Origin of the sequence: Pontibacillus halophilus JSM 076056 = DSM 19796, from assembly GCF_000425205.1 — a bacterium.
Classification (GTDB): Bacteria; Bacillota; Bacilli; order Bacillales; family BH030062; genus Pontibacillus_A; species Pontibacillus_A halophilus.
Genome location: NZ_AULI01000005.1, coordinates 141,526 through 163,292 on the forward strand (window position 1 = coordinate 141,526; position 21,767 = coordinate 163,292).

At 42.0% G+C, this 21,767-nt stretch carries 26 protein-coding genes; all 26 read left to right on the top strand.

What is annotated here, in order from left to right; genetic code table 11:
• Window positions 1-174 precede the first annotated feature (174 nt).
• Entirely contained in the window at window positions 175-2,253 is a 2,079-nt protein-coding gene (gene topA, locus H513_RS0105115; RefSeq protein WP_026799764.1) for a type I DNA topoisomerase, read from the top strand.
• A gap of 339 nt (window positions 2,254-2,592) precedes the next feature.
• Window positions 2,593-3,495 (top strand): tyrosine recombinase XerC, encoded by a 903-nt coding sequence (xerC, locus tag H513_RS0105120; protein WP_026799765.1) that lies wholly within the window; start codon window positions 2,593-2,595, stop codon window positions 3,493-3,495.
• A 29-nt stretch (window positions 3,496-3,524) separates the two neighbouring features.
• Window positions 3,525-4,073: an ATP-dependent protease subunit HslV gene (gene hslV, locus H513_RS0105125; protein WP_026799766.1), complete on the top strand. Its 549-nt coding sequence runs from the start codon at window positions 3,525-3,527 to the stop codon at window positions 4,071-4,073.
• Between the two features lie 12 nt (window positions 4,074-4,085).
• On the top strand, window positions 4,086-5,477 hold the full coding sequence (hslU, locus tag H513_RS0105130) for an HslU--HslV peptidase ATPase subunit (RefSeq protein WP_026799767.1): 1,392 nt from the start codon (window positions 4,086-4,088) through the stop codon (window positions 5,475-5,477).
• 27 nt (window positions 5,478-5,504) lie between these two features.
• Complete coding sequence (gene codY / locus H513_RS0105135; RefSeq protein WP_026799768.1) at window positions 5,505-6,284, top strand: GTP-sensing pleiotropic transcriptional regulator CodY; 780 nt, start codon at window positions 5,505-5,507, stop codon at window positions 6,282-6,284.
• Window positions 6,285-6,644: 360 nt separating this feature from the next.
• Complete coding sequence (gene flgB / locus H513_RS0105140; protein WP_026799769.1) at window positions 6,645-7,034, top strand: flagellar basal body rod protein FlgB; 390 nt, start codon at window positions 6,645-6,647, stop codon at window positions 7,032-7,034.
• A 3-nt stretch (window positions 7,035-7,037) separates the two neighbouring features.
• Window positions 7,038-7,493 (top strand): flagellar basal body rod protein FlgC, encoded by a 456-nt coding sequence (gene flgC, locus H513_RS0105145; RefSeq protein ID WP_026799770.1) that lies wholly within the window; start codon window positions 7,038-7,040, stop codon window positions 7,491-7,493.
• Between the two features lie 17 nt (window positions 7,494-7,510).
• Entirely contained in the window at window positions 7,511-7,819 is a 309-nt protein-coding gene (fliE, locus tag H513_RS0105150) for a flagellar hook-basal body complex protein FliE (protein WP_026799771.1), read from the top strand.
• Between the two features lie 45 nt (window positions 7,820-7,864).
• Complete coding sequence (fliF, locus tag H513_RS0105155; RefSeq protein ID WP_026799772.1) at window positions 7,865-9,475, top strand: flagellar basal-body MS-ring/collar protein FliF; 1,611 nt, start codon at window positions 7,865-7,867, stop codon at window positions 9,473-9,475.
• 15 nt (window positions 9,476-9,490) lie between these two features.
• Window positions 9,491-10,501, top strand: a complete 1,011-nt coding sequence (fliG, locus tag H513_RS0105160) for a flagellar motor switch protein FliG (protein WP_026799773.1) — start codon at window positions 9,491-9,493, stop codon at window positions 10,499-10,501.
• Window positions 10,494-11,276 carry a flagellar assembly protein FliH gene (gene fliH, locus H513_RS0105165; protein ID WP_026799774.1) on the top strand — a complete coding sequence of 261 codons (783 nt, stop codon included), beginning with the start codon at window positions 10,494-10,496 and terminating at the stop codon, window positions 11,274-11,276. The genes fliG and fliH overlap by 8 nt, the downstream gene beginning before the upstream one ends.
• Window positions 11,245-12,570, top strand: coding sequence for a flagellar protein export ATPase FliI (gene fliI / locus H513_RS0105170; protein WP_026799775.1), 1,326 nt, complete (start codon window positions 11,245-11,247; stop codon window positions 12,568-12,570). The genes fliH and fliI overlap by 32 nt, the downstream gene beginning before the upstream one ends.
• Window positions 12,563-13,003 (top strand): flagellar export protein FliJ, encoded by a 441-nt coding sequence (fliJ, locus tag H513_RS0105175; protein ID WP_026799776.1) that lies wholly within the window; start codon window positions 12,563-12,565, stop codon window positions 13,001-13,003. The genes fliI and fliJ overlap by 8 nt, the downstream gene beginning before the upstream one ends.
• A 10-nt stretch (window positions 13,004-13,013) precedes the next feature.
• Window positions 13,014-13,607 (top strand): MotE family protein, encoded by a 594-nt coding sequence (locus H513_RS0105180; protein WP_026799777.1) that lies wholly within the window; start codon window positions 13,014-13,016, stop codon window positions 13,605-13,607.
• A 41-nt stretch (window positions 13,608-13,648) separates the two neighbouring features.
• Window positions 13,649-15,088 carry a flagellar hook-length control protein FliK gene (locus H513_RS20815; RefSeq protein ID WP_026799778.1) on the top strand — a complete coding sequence of 480 codons (1,440 nt, stop codon included), beginning with the start codon at window positions 13,649-13,651 and terminating at the stop codon, window positions 15,086-15,088.
• Window positions 15,089-15,098: 10 nt separating this feature from the next.
• On the top strand, window positions 15,099-15,545 hold the full coding sequence (locus H513_RS0105190; protein WP_026799779.1) for a flagellar hook capping FlgD N-terminal domain-containing protein: 447 nt from the start codon (window positions 15,099-15,101) through the stop codon (window positions 15,543-15,545).
• Between the two features lie 18 nt (window positions 15,546-15,563).
• A complete protein-coding gene (locus tag H513_RS0105195; RefSeq protein WP_231572068.1) occupies window positions 15,564-15,932 on the top strand; it encodes a TIGR02530 family flagellar biosynthesis protein in 369 nt (122 codons plus the stop codon).
• Between the two features lie 73 nt (window positions 15,933-16,005).
• Window positions 16,006-16,806: a flagellar basal body rod protein FlgG gene (flgG, locus tag H513_RS0105200; RefSeq protein ID WP_026799781.1), complete on the top strand. Its 801-nt coding sequence runs from the start codon at window positions 16,006-16,008 to the stop codon at window positions 16,804-16,806.
• A 50-nt stretch (window positions 16,807-16,856) separates the two neighbouring features.
• Entirely contained in the window at window positions 16,857-17,072 is a 216-nt protein-coding gene (locus tag H513_RS0105205) for a flagellar FlbD family protein (protein WP_026799782.1), read from the top strand.
• Window positions 17,069-17,491 carry a flagellar basal body-associated protein FliL gene (fliL, locus tag H513_RS0105210; RefSeq protein ID WP_026799783.1) on the top strand — a complete coding sequence of 141 codons (423 nt, stop codon included), beginning with the start codon at window positions 17,069-17,071 and terminating at the stop codon, window positions 17,489-17,491. Before H513_RS0105205 ends, fliL begins: the two co-directional genes overlap by 4 nt.
• A gap of 27 nt (window positions 17,492-17,518) precedes the next feature.
• Window positions 17,519-18,517, top strand: coding sequence for a flagellar motor switch protein FliM (gene fliM / locus H513_RS0105215; protein ID WP_026799784.1), 999 nt, complete (start codon window positions 17,519-17,521; stop codon window positions 18,515-18,517).
• Window positions 18,507-19,763 (top strand): flagellar motor switch phosphatase FliY, encoded by a 1,257-nt coding sequence (gene fliY / locus H513_RS0105220; protein WP_026799785.1) that lies wholly within the window; start codon window positions 18,507-18,509, stop codon window positions 19,761-19,763. The genes fliM and fliY overlap by 11 nt, the downstream gene beginning before the upstream one ends.
• A gap of 21 nt (window positions 19,764-19,784) precedes the next feature.
• Complete coding sequence (locus tag H513_RS0105225) at window positions 19,785-20,147, top strand: response regulator (protein ID WP_026799786.1); 363 nt, start codon at window positions 19,785-19,787, stop codon at window positions 20,145-20,147.
• A gap of 15 nt (window positions 20,148-20,162) precedes the next feature.
• Window positions 20,163-20,819: a flagellar biosynthetic protein FliO gene (locus H513_RS19630; protein ID WP_051239690.1), complete on the top strand. Its 657-nt coding sequence runs from the start codon at window positions 20,163-20,165 to the stop codon at window positions 20,817-20,819.
• A complete protein-coding gene (gene fliP / locus H513_RS0105235) occupies window positions 20,812-21,477 on the top strand; it encodes a flagellar type III secretion system pore protein FliP (RefSeq protein ID WP_026799787.1) in 666 nt (221 codons plus the stop codon). Before H513_RS19630 ends, fliP begins: the two co-directional genes overlap by 8 nt.
• 18 nt (window positions 21,478-21,495) lie before the next feature.
• Window positions 21,496-21,765: a flagellar biosynthesis protein FliQ gene (gene fliQ / locus H513_RS0105240; RefSeq protein WP_026799788.1), complete on the top strand. Its 270-nt coding sequence runs from the start codon at window positions 21,496-21,498 to the stop codon at window positions 21,763-21,765.
• The last annotated feature ends 2 nt before the right edge of the window (window positions 21,766-21,767 follow it).

Genomic DNA, 21,767 nt, shown 5'->3' on the forward strand with positions numbered 1-21,767 from the left:
AAAGATAAAGTCGATAGATGTCGCAAATTCTTTTTGTTCCTTTGGTTAAATCCTCCAAATGTAAAATTGGCGTTTGACAAAGCGCAAAGATGTATTTAATAATAGGGAAGATTTTAAAAGTGTATAAACGTTTTCATAATACAGTAGATTTACCTCATGTCTGGAGGATTGTTTATGGCAGATTACCTCGTAATCGTGGAATCACCCGCAAAAGCAAAAACAATTGAAAAATATTTAGGAAAAAAATATGAAGTGAAAGCCTCTATGGGGCACGTAATTGACCTACCTAAGAGTCAAATGGGCGTAAATGTTGAAGATGAGTATGCGCCAAAATACATTACGATTCGCGGGAAAGGCCCCGTACTAAAAGAGATAAAGACAGCTGCGAAGAAAGCAAAACGCGTCTATCTCGCAGCCGACCCCGACCGTGAAGGGGAAGCCATTGCGTGGCATTTGGCGAATAGTCTTGGGATAGAGAACGACGCACAATGTCGAGTTGTCTTTAATGAAATTACGAAAGATGCAATTAAAGAATCGTTCAAGCACCCTAGAACTATAGATATGGATCTTGTTGATGCTCAGCAAGCGCGTCGTGTACTCGACCGTCTAGTTGGTTACAACATAAGTCCACTTCTCTGGAAAAAGGTGAAAAAGGGATTAAGTGCAGGGCGTGTACAATCTGTAGCCGTTAAATTAATCATGGACCGCGAAAATGAAATCAAGAACTTTAAGCCAGAAGAGTATTGGTCCATTGATGCGAATTTCTTACGAGACAAAGATTCCTTTGAAGGAGCCTTCTACGGCAGAAATGGGAAGAAGGAAAAACTTAGCACGAAAGAAGATGTCGATAAGATCTTGAATCAAGTCGAGGGCGATGAGTTTAACGTCGACAAAGTGAATAAGCGAGAACGACGTCGCAACCCAGCTGTTCCGTTCACAACGTCATCCTTACAACAAGAAGCAGCCCGAAAGTTAAACTTCAAAGCGAAGAAAACGATGATGCTTGCCCAACAATTATATGAAGGAATTGATTTAGGTAAGGAAGGGACAACGGGTCTGATTACTTATATGCGTACGGACTCGACTCGAATCTCAGAAACTGCTCAAACAGAAGCAGCTGGTTACATCAAAGATTTGTATGGAGAAACGTATTTGGGTGGGAAAGCGAAGCAAAAGAAAACCCAATCACAGAATGCGCAGGATGCACACGAAGCCGTACGTCCAACTTCTACACTTCGTACACCGAAAGAAATGAAAGACTTTCTATCACGTGACCAATACCGCTTGTATAAACTCATTTGGGAGCGATTTGTTGCAAGTCAAATGGCGCCGGCTGTCATGGATACGATGACGGTCCACCTTACCAACGAGGGCGTTGAATTTAGAGCGACAGGTTCCAAAGTGAAGTTTAAAGGGTTCATGAAGGTGTATGTCGAGGGAAATGATGACAACAAGAAAGAAGAAGACAAAATGTTGCCTCCTTTAGAGGAGGGGATGACAGTGAAGGCTGAAAGTATCAATCCGAACCAGCACTTCACTCAACCGCCACCGCGTTATACAGAAGCGCGATTAGTGAAAACGTTGGAAGAACTCGGCATTGGTCGCCCATCAACGTATGCGCCAACCCTAGATACGATTCAACGAAGAAACTATGTAACGCTTGATAACAAACGATTTGTCCCAACCGAACTTGGTGAGATTGTTATCCAGCAATTGCAGGAATACTTCCCAGAAATTATCAATGTTGACTTCACTGTCCAGATGGAAGAAGACCTCGACGCAGTAGAAGACGGGAAAACACAATGGGTCAAAGTTATCGATGAATTCTACACAGATTTCGAGAAACGTCTTGAGAAAGCTGAATCCGAAATGGAAGAAGTAGAAATTAAAGACGAGCCTGCCGGAATTACTTGTGAAGAGTGTGGCCATGAAATGGTATACAAGATGGGGAGATACGGAAAATTCTTAGCTTGCTCGAACTTCCCAGAATGTCGAAATACAAAGCCAATCCTTAAAGAGATCGGCGTGACCTGTCCTAAGTGTAAAGAAGGAAACATCGTGGAACGAAAATCGAAGAAGAAACGAACGTTCTACGGTTGTGACCGCTATCCAGAATGTGATTTCATTTCTTGGGATAAGCCGATTAGTCGTCCTTGTCCGAAATGTGAATCATTACTTGTAGAGAAGAAAGCCAAAAAGGGTACGCGTGTAGAATGTACAGAGTGTGACTACAAAGAAGATACCCAATCTTAAATGGAAAACTCTCACCAAATATGGTGGGAGTTTTTCATTTTTATCCCCTTAATCTAAAACATACATAATTTTATTATCAGTTTAATTGACACTGTACGTTCATCAAGCTATAATATGCCATTGGCAAGGTGGAATACTTGACACAAATACGCTCACTAAAGGATTTATAAAATGATTCCTTACATGAGTAAATATGTTCTCATCTTTTTCTGTGGTATGTGATATAGTTGTATCATATAAGATACAATTCAGAATTTTGTATCAATTTTGATTTGGGTGGATTGCACATTTAAAGTCACCTGTGTTACGATTTAAGCGCCTTATCGCGAGGTGAAGGATATGAACGCAATTTATCATAATATGGAACCATTTGTTCAATACTTACAAATTGAGAAGAATGCATCACCTTATACGATTCAGTACTACCAACAAGACATTTCGACATTTCATGCATTTTTAGAGAAGGAAGCGTTGCGTCATGTAGAAGAGATTGATGATGGTGTCATTCGTCTCTTTTTGACCGAGCTCTATGACATGAAGCAATCTAGGCGTACCGTGTCTAGGAAATTGTCAAGCTTACGTACGTTTTTTCGTTATTTGGAAAGGGAAGAGGTTGTATCGCGGAACCCCTTCGGTAGAATCTCCCTTCCTAAGCAGGATAAGAACATCCCTGATTTTCTATATCAAGAAGAGTTAGAGAAATTGTTTCATGCAAGCGATCTAACTACTCCTCTAGGGCAGCGGAACCAAGCCTTACTCGAAGTGTTGTATGGAACGGGCATTCGTGTTAGTGAATGTGAACAACTCACAATCGGTGACATTGACTTGCAACTCGGAACCATGCTCATCATGGGGAAAGGTCGTAAAGAACGATACGTACCGTTTGGCGACTTCGCGAAACACGCTCTTCAAAGGTTTATGGATTCCGGTAGAAAGGAACTACTAGACAAGAGTGGTGAAACGACCGATCGAGTATTTCTGAATCATCGTGGACGTCCAGTGACTTCTCGAGGAATACGCACCATCTTAAACAAAATGGTGGATGATGCTGCGTTAACTATTCATGTTCACCCTCATATGCTTAGACATTCATTTGCAACCCATCTATTGAATGAAGGAGCAGACATGAGGTCCGTTCAGGAATTGTTAGGACATGAGCATTTATCCTCCACGCAAATCTATACCCACGTAACGAAAGATTACTTGCAACAGATTTACCGAAACAGTCATCCAAGAGCCTAGATGCTCTTAATTTGAGGCGAGGTGTAACGATGGAACAACAATTTCACGCGACAACAATCTTTGCTGTACAGCACAATGGGCAAGCAGCAATGAGTGGCGACGGGCAAGTGACCTTTGGAAATGCCGTTGTCATGAAACATAAAGCGAAAAAAGTTCGTACGTTATATAGAGGGCAAGTACTAGCTGGCTTTGCAGGTTCAGTAGCCGACGCATTTACACTATTTGAGAAGTTCGAAGCGAAGTTAGAAGCCTTTGACGGGAATCTGGCACGTGCTTCTGTTGAACTTGCGAAAGAATGGCGTAGTGATAAAGTGTTACGAAAGCTTGAAGCCATGTTAATCGTGATGAACAAGAACGAAATGTTTCTTGTGTCAGGTACGGGTGAAGTCATAGAACCTGATGACGGTATCCTAGCCATTGGTTCTGGTGGGCACTATGCTTTAAGCGCAGGGCGTGCGCTAAAGCGGTATTCACCTGAAAAAACGGCAAAAGAAATCGCACAAGCATCTCTTGAAATAGCAGGAGAAATTTGCGTGTACACGAACGATCAAATTGTCCTTGAAGTACTCGAAGACTAGGGAGGTTCTTAAATGGCTGAAAATCTAACGCCAAGACAAATTGTTGAAAAGTTAGACCAATATATTATCGGACAGAAAGACGCGAAAAAAGCGGTATCTGTAGCACTGAGAAATCGACATCGTCGACTACAGCTTCCAGATGAAATGCGCGAAGAGATTGTACCGAAGAACATCTTAATGATTGGTCCAACTGGTGTCGGGAAAACGGAAATAGCAAGACGTCTAGCGAAACTTGTTGGTGCCCCATTTGTGAAAGTGGAGGCGACTAAGTTTACGGAAGTGGGCTACGTCGGTAGAGATGTAGAGTCTATGGTGAGAGATTTGACCGATACGGCCATTCGCCTCGTAAAAGAAGAGAAAATGGAAAGTGTCAAAGAACGCGCTGAACAATTAGCAAACGATAAGCTAGTTGAGTTAATTGTCCCGAAGAAGAAGAAACAGAACAATTTCAAAAACCCATTCGAGATGTTGTTTAATCAACAACAAGCTGAGAGTGACGATACGACAGAAGAAGACCAAAACATCGAACAAAGAAGAAAGCAAGTCGCCCACCAATTAGCAATGGGAGAGCTTGAGGACCAGGTCGTCACTGTAGAAGTAGACGAACAGCAGCCTTCCATGTTTGATATGCTTCAAGGCTCGGGTATGGAGCAAATGGGTATGAATATGCAAGATGCGTTTAGTCAATTCATGCCGAAGAAGTCGAAGAAGCGTAAGTTACCTGTTAAAGATGCTCGTAAAGTACTCACTCAACAAGAAGCATCGAAACTAATTGATATGGATGAAGTGTCACAAGAAGCCATTGAAAAGGTGGAACAGTCTGGTATGATCTTTATCGATGAAATTGATAAAGTAGCAGACCAGAACGAGCAATCAAGTGCAGGAGTATCGCGTGAAGGTGTGCAACGTGACATATTACCAATCGTAGAAGGTTCTACGGTTAGTACGAAATACGGCCCCGTCAAAACGGATCATATTCTATTTGTTGCTGCAGGTGCGTTCCATATGTCGAAGCCATCTGACTTAATCCCTGAACTTCAGGGACGATTCCCGATTCGGGTAGAGTTAGAGAAATTAACAGTTGAAGACTTTGTTAACATTCTCACAGAACCTTCCAACGCTTTATTGAAACAATACAAAGCAATGCTTGAGACGGAAGGTATAAATGTTGAATTTTCTGACGAAGCTGTAACTAGAATTGCTGAAGTAGCCTTTGAGGTCAATCAGGAAACGGATAATATAGGTGCAAGACGCCTGCACACAATACTTGAGAAACTACTAGAAGACCTGTCATTTGAAGCGCCAGATGTCACGATGGAGACGGTTGAGATTACAAAGGCCTATGTGGACGATAAGCTCTCTTCTATTGTGAAGAATCGCGATTTAAGTCAGTACATTCTATAATATAAGTGGCAATATAGGAGGATTTATATGAAATTATTAGACAGAGCACGCTCGATTAATGCGATGTTACAAAAGACAACAGGAAAATCGGTGAACTTCAATGATATGTCCAATACGTTACGTGATACGATTGGAGCGAACATCTTTATCGTAAGTCGTCGTGGTAAATTGCTTGGTTATTCCATCAAGCAAGAAATTGACAACGAGCGTATGAAAGCGATGCTTGACCAACGTCAATTCCCTGAAGAGTATACACAGCGTCTCTTCAACATCAATGAAACGACTGCGAACATTGATATTACAAGTGATTATACTGCGTTCCCTGTAGAGAACAAAGATTTGTTTGAGCAAGGACTAACTACGATTGTTCCAATCATTGGTGGAGGAGAGCGTCTTGGTACTTTAATCCTAAGCCGCTTATCTGATTCATTTAATGATGACGATTTGCTGTTAGCTGAATATGGTGCAACTGTAGTAGGTATGGAAATCCTACATGAGAAAACTGAGGAAATTGAGCTTGAGGCCCGCAGTAAAGCGGTTGTTCAAATGGCAATCAGCTCCCTTTCTTACAGTGAGCTTGAAGCAATAGAGCACATCTTTGAAGAGTTAGAAGGAGAAGAAGGGTTACTTGTGGCAAGTAAGATTGCCGATCGAGTAGGAATTACCCGTTCTGTGATTGTTAACGCTCTTCGTAAACTAGAGAGTGCTGGTGTAATTGAATCTCGTTCCCTAGGTATGAAAGGAACATACATCAAAGTATTAAACAACAAGTTTTTACTTGAGCTTAACAATATGAAGTTAAACTAATTAGTAGGAAAGTGACCCTCGCCTAATATGGCGGGGGTTATTTTTGTGGGTTGATATGGAATTGTAATTAATCTTTAACATTTTTTACATTAAAGGCATGTTTTTGTGTCGAATCATGTGTAATAATGTAATATACATAGCAACTGACGCCAAATATAGTCGAATATTGTCGGATGGGTAATTATTCACATATATTTCCCTATAGATAGTCACATATCCCTATTTATTTCTATAAAAAATAGCAATAAAGTATACATGTAGGTGATTTTTTTCGACATCTTTCCTTAGTTGGCTTTTATTGGATTACATATAGGCACCTATACTTAACGCAAATTTCCACAAGATGAAAGGGGTAGGTGAATGGGATTATTTAGTTCGACCATTCATAATCTTGAATCCTCATTAGATTATGCTTCTGCTAAAAACAAAACGATTTCTTCGAATATTGCGAATGTTGATACTCCGAACTATAAAGCGAAGGAAGTTTCATTTAAAGGCGTGTTATCCGAAGAAGTAGGGCGTCTTGATGCGAAACGGACAAATGATAAACATATGAGTTTTGAAAGCTCGAACCCAACATTCACAGTAAAAGAGAGATCCTCAACAACGTTTAACAACAACGGAAACAACGTTGATATGGATCAAGAAATGACCGAATTAGCAAAGAATCAGCTTAATTATCAGGCTCTTGTCAATCGGTTAAATGGCAAGTTCCGAACATTACAAGACGTACTTAAAGGAGGGAGCTAATTTATGAGTATTTTCTCTTCGATTAACACGAGTGGGAGCGCCTTGACTGCTCAACGTCTAAGGATGGATGTAGTGTCGTCTAACATTGCAAATGCAGAGACAACGCGTGCCACTCAGGCTGAAGATGGGACGTGGCAACCTTATCAGCGTAAAATGGTTGAATTTAAGTCAGATGGGTCATCCTCATTTAAAAGTCAACTAAATGAGGCTGTAAATAAGGCATCCCCCGCTTCTGGTGTGAAAGTGTCAAACATCGTTCTAGATGATGCGCCGAATCGGATGGTGTATAACCCTTCGCATCCTGATGCAGATGAAGGTGGCTATGTTGCGATGCCAAACGTTGACCCGTTGCAAGAAATGGTAGATATGATGAGTGCAACTCGATCTTATGAAGCAAATGTGACAGCATTAAACGCTTCTAAGTCCATGCTTATGAAGGCGTTAGAAATTGGTCGATAAAGAAAGGATGTCGTAGAGTGAATACGATAAATGGAATAAGTCAAACGGCCGCTGTCCTATCGGAACAGACAGGTAAGACATCTAACGTCACACCTGCTCAGGCACAGCAATCGTTTGCTACCAGCTTAAAGAATGCAATCGAGTCCGTTAATGAGGTAGAGCATACGTCGAATATGCAAACAGAAGCACTGGCTAAAGGAGAAGTTGATAATCTCCACGACGTAATGATCTCAGCACAAAAGGCGAGCATTACCGTTCAGACAGCTGTTCAGGTACAGGGGAAAGTGTTAGATGCTTACCGTGAGATCATGCGGATGCAGATATAATCATAGAACGGATCCGCGCTAACTTTTTGAATCACGGGGGCTATTATGAACGAGAACTTACAACAATATATGAATCGGCTCAGAACCTTTTGGAAGGAGCGTTCAACTGCACAGAAAATGGGGGTACTTGGCGGGATTATTGCCTTTATTGTCTTACTTGTTTCAGTCAGTATGTTCGCTTCAAACACAAAGATGGTTCCAATCTATAGCAATTTATCGCCTAGTGAGGCAGGTCAAATCACAGAAGAGTTGCAGACTAGAGGCGTTCAACATGAATTGTCCAACCAAGGAACGACGGTTCTTGTACCTGAACAACAAGTTGACCAACTACTAGTTGAACTAGCGTCACAAGGGTTGCCAAACAGTGGGAACATTGACTACTCTTTCTTTAGTTCAAATGCATCATGGGGCATGACAGACAATGAATTTGATGTGATTGAACTGGATGCGATGCAATCAGAGCTTTCTCAGCTCATCAGCACCATGGAAGGCATTAATAATGCCAAGGTTATGATTAACCGACCAGAAGAATCCGTGTTCATGAATGAAAAGCCACAAGATGCTTCTGCTTCCATCGTTATTGAGACAGTTGGGAGTCAGTTCGACCAAGCACAGGTTCAAAGTTTGTACAATCTTGTATCGAAAGCTGTTCCCAACCTTCCTACAGATAACATCGTCATTATGAACCAGAATTTTGAGTACTTTGACTTAGACAGTTCTACAGTAGTAGCGGGTACAGGGAATCAGTATGAATCACAGCAAGGGATTAAAGATAGCATCGAGAGCGACATTCAAGAAGATGTTCAGAAAATGCTTGCGACGATGATTGGTCCTGATAAAGTTCGAGTGTCTGTAACAGCCGATGTGGATTTCAAACAGGAAAGTCGTACAGAAGAATTGGCGCAGCCTGTTGATGAAGAAGATACGGAGGGCTTGCCTGTTAGTGTAGAGCGTATAACTGAAACGTATTCAGGTGACGGAGCAGCAGAAGGCGTTGCAGGTACCGGTGAAGATGATGTTGCCAATTACAACACCGAGACAGATGGAGAAAACGGCGACTACGAATCTATGAAAGAAACGATTAACTATGAATACAACAAGATCAAGAAGAACATTGTAGAAAGTCCTTATAAACTTAGAGATCTTGGAATTCAAGTGGCTGTCGATACAGCTAAAGAGGATGGAGAAGACGGCGAGGCGACTCTGCTTACACAAGCCGAGCAACAAACCGTACAAGCAAGTATTTCCTCCATATTGAATTCGATAGTTTCTACTTCAATTTCACCTGATTATGGAGAGTTTACTCCTGAAGAAAAGACATCAATTGTATTTCAGGAGTTTAACGGTACACCAGATTATGGTACAAGTGGTAATGTAGGGATTCCAACTTGGGTGTATATCGTAGGCGGTGCTCTACTGTTGTTCATTATAATACTACTCTTGATGCTGGTTAGAAAACGGAATCGTACTGCTAAATCAACTGACACGTACCAGTCACAACAATATGACCAAATGGACACACCAATTCATGTCCCAGATATCGATCAAGAGAAAGAAACAGAAGAATCGGTCCGCAGGAAGCAACTAGAACGAATGGCAAAAGAACGACCAGAAGAGTTTGCGAAGTTGTTACGTTCTTGGATTGCAGAGGATTAAGGAGGAGAGACGTTTATGGCGAAAACAGAAGAACTTTCAGGTCGACAGAAGGCTGCCGTACTTCTCATTTCTCTAGGTCCTGATGTAGCTGCCCAAGTTTATAAGCATTTATCTGAAGAAGAGATGGAGAAGTTGACGCTTGAAATATCATCCGTTCGTAAAGTAGGAGCAAATCAAAAGGATGACATTATTGAACAATTCCATCAAATTGCTCTAGCTCAAGACTATATCACTCAAGGTGGAATTGGCTATGCCAAGACCGTGTTGGAGAAAGCGCTAGGAGAGAATGAGGCGAACACAATTATTACACGTCTCACTTCCTCCCTACAGGTCAAACCGTTTGATTTCGCACGGAAAGCGGATCCATCTCAAATTTTAAATTTCATTCAGAATGAACACCCACAAACCATTGCACTCATTTTGTCTTATTTAGATTCGGAGCAGTCTGCAGGCATCCTATCAGAGCTTCCTCAAGAAATGCAGGCAGATATAGCGAGAAGAATTGCAACGATGGATTCCACATCTCCAGAAGTCATCAATGAAGTGGAACAGATTCTAGAAAGGAAGCTATCGACTACTGTTGCTCAGGATTATACACAAACGGGTGGGATTGAATCAGTCGTTGAAGTCCTAAATGGTGTCGATCGCTCAACTGAACGAACGATTCTCGATGCTCTTGAAATTCAAGATCCAGAATTAGCAGAAGAGATTAAGAAACGTATGTTTGTCTTTGAAGACATTGTTACGCTTGATAATCGTGCAATTCAGCGCGTAATTAGAGAAGTTGAGAACGAAGACTTAATGTTGTCACTTAAAGTAGCAAGTGACGAAGTAAAGCAAGTGGTATTCAACAACATGTCGAACCGTATGGTGGAAACCTTTAATGAAGAAATGGAATTTATGGGGCCAGTTCGATTGCGTGATGTGGAAGAAGCACAGACAAGGATTGTGACAATCATTCGAAGATTAGAAGAAATGGGCGAGATTGTTATCGCCCGTGGTGGAGGAGACGATATTATTGTCTAACTCATCCCGCTCTGTTCAGCCGAAAGTCATCGGGATTAAACCCGTTCTTCTTGAAGAGCGAGCGCCTATTGAAACGGAACGTTCAAAAGAAGAACTCGTACAAGAGGCTGAACAGGCTAAGGAACACGCGCAACTTCACTTGCAACAGGCAAGAGAGGAAGCAGAGAGAATAAAAGAGCAAGCTTTGGCTGATGCCAATGCTGAACGCGAGAAATGGGAGCAGGAACGAGAGAGAGTTGTGGAGCTTGCGAAGGATGAGGGCTACCAAATTGGCTACGAGCGAGGGAGAGAGGCTGCACATCAAGAATATGAACGGCTCCTAGATGATGCAAGGAACATCGTTGCACAATCTAAGGTTCAACATGATGAAAAAGTAGAATCAGCCGAAGAAACGATCTTGCAAATGTCCTTTAATTTAGCCTCTCATTTAATGAAGCAAACGTTGGATGAGCGTCCTGAAGCCTTTACGTCTATCGTGCGAGCAGCGATTCATGAAGTGAAAGAACAGGAAAGTGTTAGTTTATATGTTCATCCGAACTTCTACTATTCCTTGCTTCAACATAAAGAAGAGTTCCAGCAAATGCTTGATCACCAATTAGACTTAGCTATCTATCCGAAAGAAGGGGAATCAGTATATTTATGTATTTTAGAGACTCCGTTTGGACGGATTGAGGCGAGTCTTGATAGTCAGTTGAATGAATTAAGGGATTCATTATTTTCAATCTTAGAGGAGGTACGTTCAAGTGAAGGTCAATCAACTCTTTCAACATATTGACCAAATTGATACGTATAAACGCTACGGGAAAATTCATCGCGTTGTTGGGCTAATGATCGAATCGAAAGGTCCAGAGGCAAGTGTTGGTGATGTTTGTCTCATTCATTCAAGTTCTCGTCACGGTGAGAAAATTATGGCAGAAGTAGTTGGGTTTCATAACGAGAACGTTCTCTTAATGCCTTATTCAACGATCCAAGATATAGCACCAGGCTGTCTTGTCGAAGCTACAGGTGAACCCCTTCAAGTCAAGGTGGGTCCGGAGTTAATCGGTGAAGTATTGGATGCGATTGGTCGACCGTTAACAGGAGGGGCGTTGCCAAAGGGATTGAAGGATTACCCCACTGACCAAATGCCACCTAACCCGCTTTCAAGGCCACCGATAGAAGAACCGATACAAGTAGGTGTGAGAGCCATTGATAGCTTACTTACGGTTGGCAAAGGTCAACGTATTGGGATTTTCGCAGGGAGTGGGGTAGGGAAGAGTACAATGATGGGGATGATTGCTAGAAATAGTACAGCAGACCTGAATGTCATTGCTTTAATTGGAGAGCGCGGTCGTGAAGTGAGAGAGTTTATTGAGAAAGACCTTGGCGAAGAAGGACTTAAAAAGTCGATTGTCGTCGTAGCAACCTCTGACCAGCCGGCACTTATGCGAATAAAAGGAGCCTACACCGCAACTGCTATTAGTGAATATTTCCGTGACCTTGGGTATAACGTCAATCTCATGCTCGACTCCATCACACGTGTTGCGATGGCACAGCGGGAGGTTGGTTTAGCTACAGGCGAGCCACCTACTACGAAAGGCTACACGCCATCCGTATTCGCCATCTTGCCAAAGCTTTTAGAGCGCACCGGTACGAATCATAACGGGACGATAACAGCTTTTTATACGGTCTTAGTCGACGGTGACGATATGAATGAGCCAATCGCGGATACCGTACGTGGAATCCTTGACGGACATTTCGTATTAGACAGAAGAATCGCAGAACAAGGTCGTTACCCGGCTCTCGATGTATTAAAGTCGATTAGTCGTGTGATGAAAGGAATTACGAGCGAAGAACATCAACAAGCTGCAACTGAGGTCCGTCAACTACTGGCTACCTACGAAGAAAACCAAGAGCTTATTCAAATTGGTGCCTATAAGAAGGGGACAAGTCGGGAAATTGACCGAGCTATTCACTATCATCCAAGTATTATTCAATTTCTTAAACAAGGAATCCATGAGCAAGTGACGCATCAAGAAACGTTGAATCACATGTTTGAATTACTTAGGGGGAATAAAGTAAATGGCTAGTTTGGCTACGTTCCATCGGTTATTGGACGTACAAGAACAACGTAAATTAGAAGTCCAACAGGAATATCAGACAGCACAAGAACAATTTGAGGACGTCGCGACCCAGTTGTATACGCTGTTGAAGAAGAAAGAGCAAGCCGAAGCACGTTATGAACAAACGTTACAGACTGGGTTGTCAATTACAACTATTCAAGAAACAGTGGATTATATCAGTCGTTTAGAAGGTCAAATTGCATCGCTACAAGGCAGTGTGCAACAAGCGAGGCAACACATGAATGACCAACATGTAGCACTTCAAGAAGCACATGTAGACACGAAGAAATACGAAAAGTTAATCCAAAATAAAGTCGAGAAGCAGCGTCAATCAGAGCTGTATTATGAAAAACAGCAGATGGATGAGATATCTGTACAGCAATTCTTAAGTCAAAGTTAGGTGAGCAATGATGGCCACAGAAGGTAAGGTAGGCTCTGAAAGGAAAACGGGCAAGTTTCAATGGTTTTTGTTCGTTGTACTAATTCCTACAATCTTTGCATTGTCGCTACTCGTAATTGTGCTAACCATCGCCGGGGTAAATGTATTCGATGAAGCTCAAAAATTAGGAAAGTCGATACCGGGAATTTCTCAAATGGCAAGTGGTGAGGAAGAGCGTGAGCAAAGTGAAAATGGAAATACAGAGCTAAAAGCACAAATACAAGACCAAAAAGCACAAATCGATACGCTTCAATCACAAATTGACGTAAAAGACCAGAAAGTAAAAGACTTGAATGCCCGCATTGAACAGCTGAACAAACAACTCGAGTCAAGTGCCACTTCTTCAGAGGAAACAAAAGCTGAGATCAAAGAAGTTTCCTCAGCTTACGAAAAGATGGAACCTGAACGAGCTGCAGCAATCTTGTCCAATTTAGGTCAAGAAGAGGCAGTACTGATCTTAACGAATCTATCTAGCGATGAAAGAGGTAAGGTTCTCGAACAAATGCCTGCCGATCAAGCTGCATCATTAACCAATGCCATGGTTGAAGAAGTGAATGGCGGCTAATCCTCTATGTACAAATCTAGAAAGGAGGTGACAACGCGCCGATGAATGCCATTACAGCGATAATTGCTACTGGAAATACACCTAACCGTGTGTTACCCGTTCAACAGCAAGGTGAAACCTCTTCTTTTGGGAATAGATTTAATTCCTTACTTGAAGGGATGCCTAAAGGCGAAAAGGGGAGTATGGAAACTGTATTAAAGGATTTAGTAGGTGTACTCCAATCCTTATCTCCTGAAGCGCTTGAAAAGGTTCAAAACTTGCTTCAAGGAAACATGGAGGGCATGGGAGACCATGCTAAGAAGTTGTTGTCTTTATTTCAATCGTTACCAAATCCAATCGTGCAACAACTCAATCAGCTAACACAAGCGACTAGCGAACGCTCATCTTCTTTCGAGTTGTCTCTTATGGACGGAGAGAGGATAGAGTTATCTAGTGAAGATGTCACATCACTTCAACAGTTTTTAGCTGGGTTGGAACGATTGGTAAGAGGTGAGGATGTCCTTGAAAATATGCCAGCAATGAATATTTCGAACCTGGAGCATTTAGGGCAAGTAGCCATACAACCCTTAACGTCTATAGACATGCATGCATCAAAAGAGGTTAAATTGACAGATTTAATCAACCAAGCTAAAGACTTGTTAGCTTCACTGAAGGACCAAGGTTCATTGAACGTAAAGGAACGCCAACAACTTCTTCATGTCATGAAAGATTTAGCTGCAATAATGAAGCAGCAGATGGGCGGAAGTGAGACAACCGATGGGAAAGGGAGCTTCTCAATTATTCTTAAAGAGCATGGCATGACATCTAAAGAAGCGAAGGTCATTGAACAAACGCTCTTTACGCTTGTATCTAAGGAAACGATGTCTAAAGGATATGTAACAGAATCAGTCGTTACGGGGAAAGACATTGGGAAATGGATGAAGGCGGTGCTACAACAAGAAACGACTTCTGCTACTCAGCTATCATGGTCCCAACAAGGCCAAGCCACTTCAGCAGCTATGCCGATGAGTCAAGTTGAGCAATTTGTCCTTCATACAAATAGCCCGAATCAAGCTGGACAAGCTCCATCTAACAGTCAATTATTTGAGAAGTTTCAGCAACTCATCTCGAGTAGCCAATTTACAAAGGGATTACATGGAGGAAAAGAGTTGTCCATCGTATTAAGACCTGATCATTTAGGTTCGATGAACGTTAAGTTAACTCAAATGAATGGAGAAATGATGGTTAAGATTCTAGTAACCTCTCAAGCTTCGAAAGAGATGCTAGAAGGAAATATCCAACAACTCAGACATCTATTCTCTCCAAATCAGGTGGTTATCGAGAAGCAAGATGTTCTAAACTTCTCACAACAAGAGGCTGAACATGAACAGCGTGAACAAGGGAAACAAGAACAACAGCATCACTCTCCCCATTCCCATGAGGAAGAACGAGAGGACTCATCCTCAACAAGCTTTGAGGAAATCTTAAACGAACAGGTGTAGGTGAATTTCATTGACTACTATTGACCCAAGTTTACTGTTAACGAGTCAAACGTCTACGAAATCCGTAAGTTCCAATATGGCCAGTGGTCTAGATAAAGATGAATTTCTCAACCTCTTATTAACAGAGCTTAAGAATCAAGACCCAACTAGTCCTATGGATACCAATAAGTTCGTCGACCAGATGGCTACATTTTCTCAGCTTGAGCAGTCCATGAACATGGCATCTTCAATTGAGCGGTTAGTGCAGTCACAATCCTATCAATCGGTAGCGCAGTATAGTTCTATGTTAGGTAACACCGTTCAATATAATGAACGTGATGGCGAAGGAAATACAACGGTTGCTTCAGGAATCGTTCAAGCCGTTTCAAAGAAAGAAGACCAAATCTATTTCGAACTAGAGAATGGTGCGAAGATTGTGAGTGAAGAGGTTGTACGCCTGAGCGGTGAATCGGAATAAGAAAGAAGTGGGGAGATGGTGGATCGCTTACATCCGTTGCATCAGCAATCGATGCAATACCATTCAGTCCGAAATCAACCGAGAACGACCGAAAAGAACACATTCAAAGAGGTATTGGCACAAACAGAAGACCTTCAGTTTTCTAAGCATGCTCAGACGAGGATGAAGCAAAGAGGCATTGCACTGTCGCTTGAACAGGTCAATCTATTAAATGAAAAGATGGTAGAAGCGAAATCAAAAGGGGTTACGGAATCTCTCGTGCTTACAAAAGACGCTGCCTTAATCGTCAACACCCATAAACGTACAGTCATTACTGCCATGTCACGTGGGGAAGCCGACGCTCACATCTTCACAAATATTAACGGAACGATCTTATTAAACAAATAGGCTGGACCATAATGGAGGCCTAGGGGCTGTGGAATGATGGAAGCAGTCACTATTAAAAAGGGGAGATTTATTCATGTTACGTTCTCTATACTCTGGTATTTCTGGTATGGGCGGATTCAAGACGCAACTCGACACGATTGGTAACAATATCGCCAACGTGAATACGACTGGCTATAAAAAAGCACGTACATCATTTGAAGATATGTTTAGCCAGACAATGAGCGCGGCAAACTCTGCAGCGAATGGTCTTGGTGGGACGAACCCAGTCCAAGTAGGCTTAGGAAGTTCTGTTGGGTCAATTGATACCATTAACACGCAAGGTTCTTTCCAGACGACTGGCCGTACGTTGGATTTGGCGTTAGATGGTGATGGGATGTTTAAGTTAGCTGAGTGGAATGGTGCTGCAGTTAATCCAACTTATACTCGTGCTGGGAACTTTTATCTGGACGAGGATGGCTATATGGTGAACGGAAACGGTAAGTATGTAATTGGGGATAATGGTCGGATTGAAATCCCAACAACTACTCAAAGTTTCAGCATAGGCAATGACGGCACGATTACCATTGTAGACCAAGATGGTAATGCTACTTCAAATCAACAGATCCAAGTTTCTAACTTCGCAAATGAAGCAGGCTTAAATAAGGTTGGCGGAAACGAATACGCCGTATCCAACAACTCCGGTGTTGAGAATCTAAATGCCCCAGGCACGAACGGCAACGGCTCCATTGTTTCCGGCGCACTTGAAATGTCGAACGTAGACCTAGCCGAAGAACTGACAAGCATGATTACAGCACAACGTGGGTTCCAAGCTAACACAAGAATCATTACAACTTCAGATGAAATCCTCCAAGAGCTTGTAAACTTGAAACGATAACATAAAGGGGGCAGGGAGTTGAACGGAGGCGTTTTGCTCCCTATATCACTATGATTTCTTTAACACGATTAAACGGCCAATCCGTTACGGTCAATGCCATCTACATAGAAATGGTTGAATCCTTACCTGATACAACAATCACCCTATCGAATGGGCGAAAGTATTTTGTAACGGAAACAGAGGATGAGGTTACAAGACTCGTTAAACAGTTCTATCGTCAAGTAGGACTTGTTGGTGTACGAGCAGATGTGGAGGGTTCTTCTTGAGTGGAAATGTAATGAAAACAATGATTATCGCACTGGTCGGCATCACAGTTGTCGGGGTGGTAGCACTTATATTCGTATTAAATATGGACCGAGACCAAGCAGCTGGTGAGGGGCGCTCCATTGATGAAGTCGTTGAGGCTTCTTTCGAAACGGAAGAACTAACAACAGACTTGAAGGATGATCGCTTTGTGAGAGTTCAATTTCAAATTGTAACAGACAACAAAGCGGCTAAAGAAGAATTGCAAAAGAGAGAGTTCCAGCTACAGAACATTCTAATTAAAGAATTATCCAAAATGGATGTAAAAGAATTTAAGACTGGAATTTCTAACCTTGAATCTATGATAAAATCAAAGCTTAATGAATTGATGGACGAAGGTAAGGTTACGGATGTGTATACCATTACAAAGGTATTGCAATAAGAGCCGCCTGCAGGGAGGTGACGAATGATGGCAGAAGAAGTTCTTTCCCAGAATGAAATCGATGCCTTGCTCTCTGCTTTATCTACCGGAGAGATGGACGCTGATGATTTAAAGAGAGAAGAGAAAGAGAAAAAGGTTCGCTCTTACGACTTTAAGCGTGCACTCCGATTTTCCAAAGATCAAATTCGAAGCCTTTCAAGAATTCATGAGAATTTCGCGCGCTTGTTAACGACGTATTTCTCAGCTCAATTACGTACATACATTCAAATTTCGGTCGCTTCGGTGGATCAGATTCCTTATGAAGAATTTATCCGTTCTATACCGAAGATGACAATCTTAAACGTGTATTCCGTGGAGCCATTAGAAGGTCGCTTGATCATGGAGATTAATCCGAATATTGCCTATGCAATGTTAGATCGTACATTGGGTGGACGTGGCGATAGTGTGAATAAAGTAGAGAACTTAACTGAAATAGAAACAAAACTCATGTCTCAGCTCTTTGAGAAGGCTGTTGACAATTTGCAAGAAGCATGGAGCTCAGTCGTTGACATTGAACCTGAGCTAGAAGAATTTGAAGTAAATCCGCAATTTCTGCAAATGGTATCGCCGAACGAGACAGTCGTCGTCATTTCATTAAATGTCACGATCGGAGAGACGAGTGGAATGATTAACATTTGCATTCCTCACGTCGTATTGGAACCGATGATTCCGAAACTGTCGGTTCATTACTGGATGCAATCAGAGAAAACAGAACGGAAACCAGAAGAGTATGAAGCACTATCAAAGAACATCAAACGAGCTGAGCTAGATATGAAGGCCATCCTTGGTGAATCTAGTATTTCCATTGAGGAATTTCTCCGTTTAGGCGAAGGAGATGTCATCCATCTTAATCAGAGCATCCAAGAGCCTATGACCTTGACAGTCGATGATGAACCTAAATTTATGGTACAGCCAGGTAAAATGAAGAAGAAGGTTGCTGTGCAAATACTTGAAGAATACCAAGGGGGGGACGACTATGATGAGTGACGATATGTTATCCCAAGAAGAAATTGATGCGCTACTTAACGGCACGGCAGATTTAGGGAATGACAAAGAAGAGGAACCAGGTGCATCCACAAGCAGTGAGTTGCCAGTTGGAGATTATTTCAATTCACTCGAACAAGATGCGTTAGGTGAGATTGGAAATATCTCATTTGGAAGCTCTGCGACCGCACTATCAAACTTATTGAATCAGAAAGTGGATATCACAACACCTAGAACGTCTGCGATAGAGCGTTCAAGGATTGCAGAAGAATTCCCGCAGCCACACGTCGCAGTTCAAGTGAACTATACAGAAGGTTTCTCTGGAGCAAACTTATTTGTAATCAAACAACAGGACGCTGCCATCATTGCTGATTTAATGCTCGGTGGGGATGGTTTGAACCCGGCTGAGGAATTAAATGAGATACACCTTAGCGCCGTACAGGAAGCCATGAACCAAATGATGGGCTCTGCTGCGACGAGTATGTCGACTGTCTTCACGAAGAAAGTGGATATTTCTCCGCCAGAGATCACATTGCTTGATGTAGAAGGGGGAGAAGGTACAGAACAAATTCCTAAGGATGATGTTCTTGCGAAGGTTTCCTTCCAACTAAAGGTGGGAGAGTTAATTGATTCAAATATCATGCAGCTTCTGCCTGTTCACTTCGCAAAGGATCTTGTAAATCAACTGTTAAATCCAGAAGACCAAGACGATGCAGATTTAATCAATGAATTTACAAGCGGCGGTACGACCGGAGCTCTTGCGAAAGAACCTGCAACACCAACAGCCCCGTCACATAGTAATCCGGCTCCACCAGAGTCAAGTGCACCTCATACATATGAAGCGCAACAGTCGCAACAACCGCAACAACCAACGAACCAAGCTCCGCGTGAGCCGCAACAACTAGGTGGCATGCAGCCAACACAAGAGGTCCATCCAGCAGAGTTCTCAAGTTTCGAACCTATGCAAACACTTCAGCAATCTGAACAAAAAAACCTAGACATGCTACTTGATATACCGCTCAAGGTAACTGTTGAATTAGGTCGCACAAAGAGAACCATCAAAGAAATCTTAGAACTATCTCAAGGTTCTGTAGTTGAACTTGATAAATTAGCAGGTGAGCCTGTTGATATTCAAATTAATAATAAGCCCATTGCAAAAGGGGAAGTTGTCGTTATTGATGAGAACTTCGGTGTACGCGTTACAGATATTCTAAGTCAATCAGAACGCTTGAAAAAATTACAATACTAGACCTAATGGAGGGTATAACCAATGGCAAGCAAAATTTTAATCGTAGACGATGCAGCATTTATGAGAATGATGGTGAAAGACATCCTTACTAAGAATGGATTTGAAGTCGTCGGAGAAGCTCAAGATGGCGCCCAAGCAGTTGAGAAATACAAAGAACTTACTCCAGACCTTGTAACGATGGACATCACGATGCCTGAAATGGATGGAATTGCCGCTTTGAAAGAAATCAAAGCGATGAATCCAGATGCTAAGATCATTATGTGTAGTGCGATGGGACAGCAGGCAATGGTCATTGACGCGATTCAAGCTGGTGCAAAGGACTTTATTGTGAAGCCTTTCCAAGCAGACCGTGTAATTGAGGCTATTACAAAGGCATTAAGCTAAGTAGGAGTTATTACGATGAACAAGAAGGCACACATCTTAGTATTCACACTACTGCTCTTCTTTGTGGGGCAGATTGAGGTTTCCGCCTCTCCAAGTGCTGAGACGTGTTTTGAGAATCCCAATTCAGAACAATGCCAAGAAAATGCAGGTGAAGAAGGTTCAGAAGAGCCTTCTTCCTCTGTTACGGAAGAACCCACATCACTAGGAATGGACATCGTTCGTTCCTTATTTGCTTTACTCTTTGTCATATTATTAATCTATCTATTGCTGAAATGGGTGAACAAGCGAAATAAACTCTTTAAACCCGCTCGTACGATAGAGAATTTAGGTGGGATTTCGCTTGGACAGAACAAATCTATCCAAATTGTAAGAATTGGAAAGCGCGTTTACTCGGTAGGGGTAGGAGATTCAATTGAATTATTGACGGAGATTACAGATGAAGAAACGATTGAGGAACTAGTCAAATCTGATGGAACAGAAGAGCCTATGTTTAAGAACGTCATGAGTACAATTAAATCGAATAAGAAATCAAAGACTCATACCAACACATCCCAATCATCTCCTTCAAGCATTCAATTTCAACAACTCTTTAAAAATGAATTGGACAACTTGCAACAACATCGCAAAGAACTGATCCAACAGCATAAGAAGAAAGAGGATTCACATGAATGAATTTATAGGCATGTTCTCAGAATCTGATCCCCAATCGGTGTCCACTTCTGTCCAACTGCTTCTATTACTAACGGTCTTGTCCCTTGCTCCAAGCATTCTTATTCTTATGACAAGCTTTACCCGAATTGTAATTGTATTGAGTTTCGTTCGAACCTCTCTAGCAACACAAACGATGCCACCTAACCAAGTTCTAGTAGGACTAGCATTGTTTCTAACCTTCTTCGTCATGGCGCCTACGTTCAATGAGGTGAATGAAGAAGCGTTGCAGCCTTTATTTAATGAAGAAATTACGCTCGATGAAGCGTATGAGCGGGCAGCTACACCAATGAAAGAATTTATGTCCAAGCATACGAGGGAGAAAGATTTAGCTTTATTTATGAATTATGCAGGTATGGAACGTCCGGAGACAATTCAAGATGTACCGTTGACCACACTCGTGCCGGCGTTTGCTATTAGTGAACTGAAGACGGCCTTCCAAATGGGATTTATGATCTTTATTCCATTCCTAGTGATCGACATGGCTGTTGCGAGTGTCTTAATGTCCATGGGGATGATGATGCTCCCTCCTGTCATGATTTCACTACCATTTAAAATATTGTTGTTCGTTCTTGTAGATGGGTGGTACTTGGTTACCCATTCTCTATTACAAGGGTTCTAGAATAAGGAGGTACATACGATGACGAGTGAATTTGTCATTTCAACAGCAGAAAAGGGAATTTATACGGTATTGCTCGTAACTGGACCTCTCCTTATTCTAGCTCTTGGAGTTGGGTTACTTGTATCCATATTTCAGGCTACAACCCAAATTCAAGAACAAACGTTGGCGTTCGTGCCTAAGATTGTAGCTGTAATGCTTGGGATGGTCTTTTTCGGTCCGTGGATGCTATCTCATATGTTGCAGTTCGCAACAGATATCTTCTCGAACTTAAACATGTTTGTAGGGTAGTT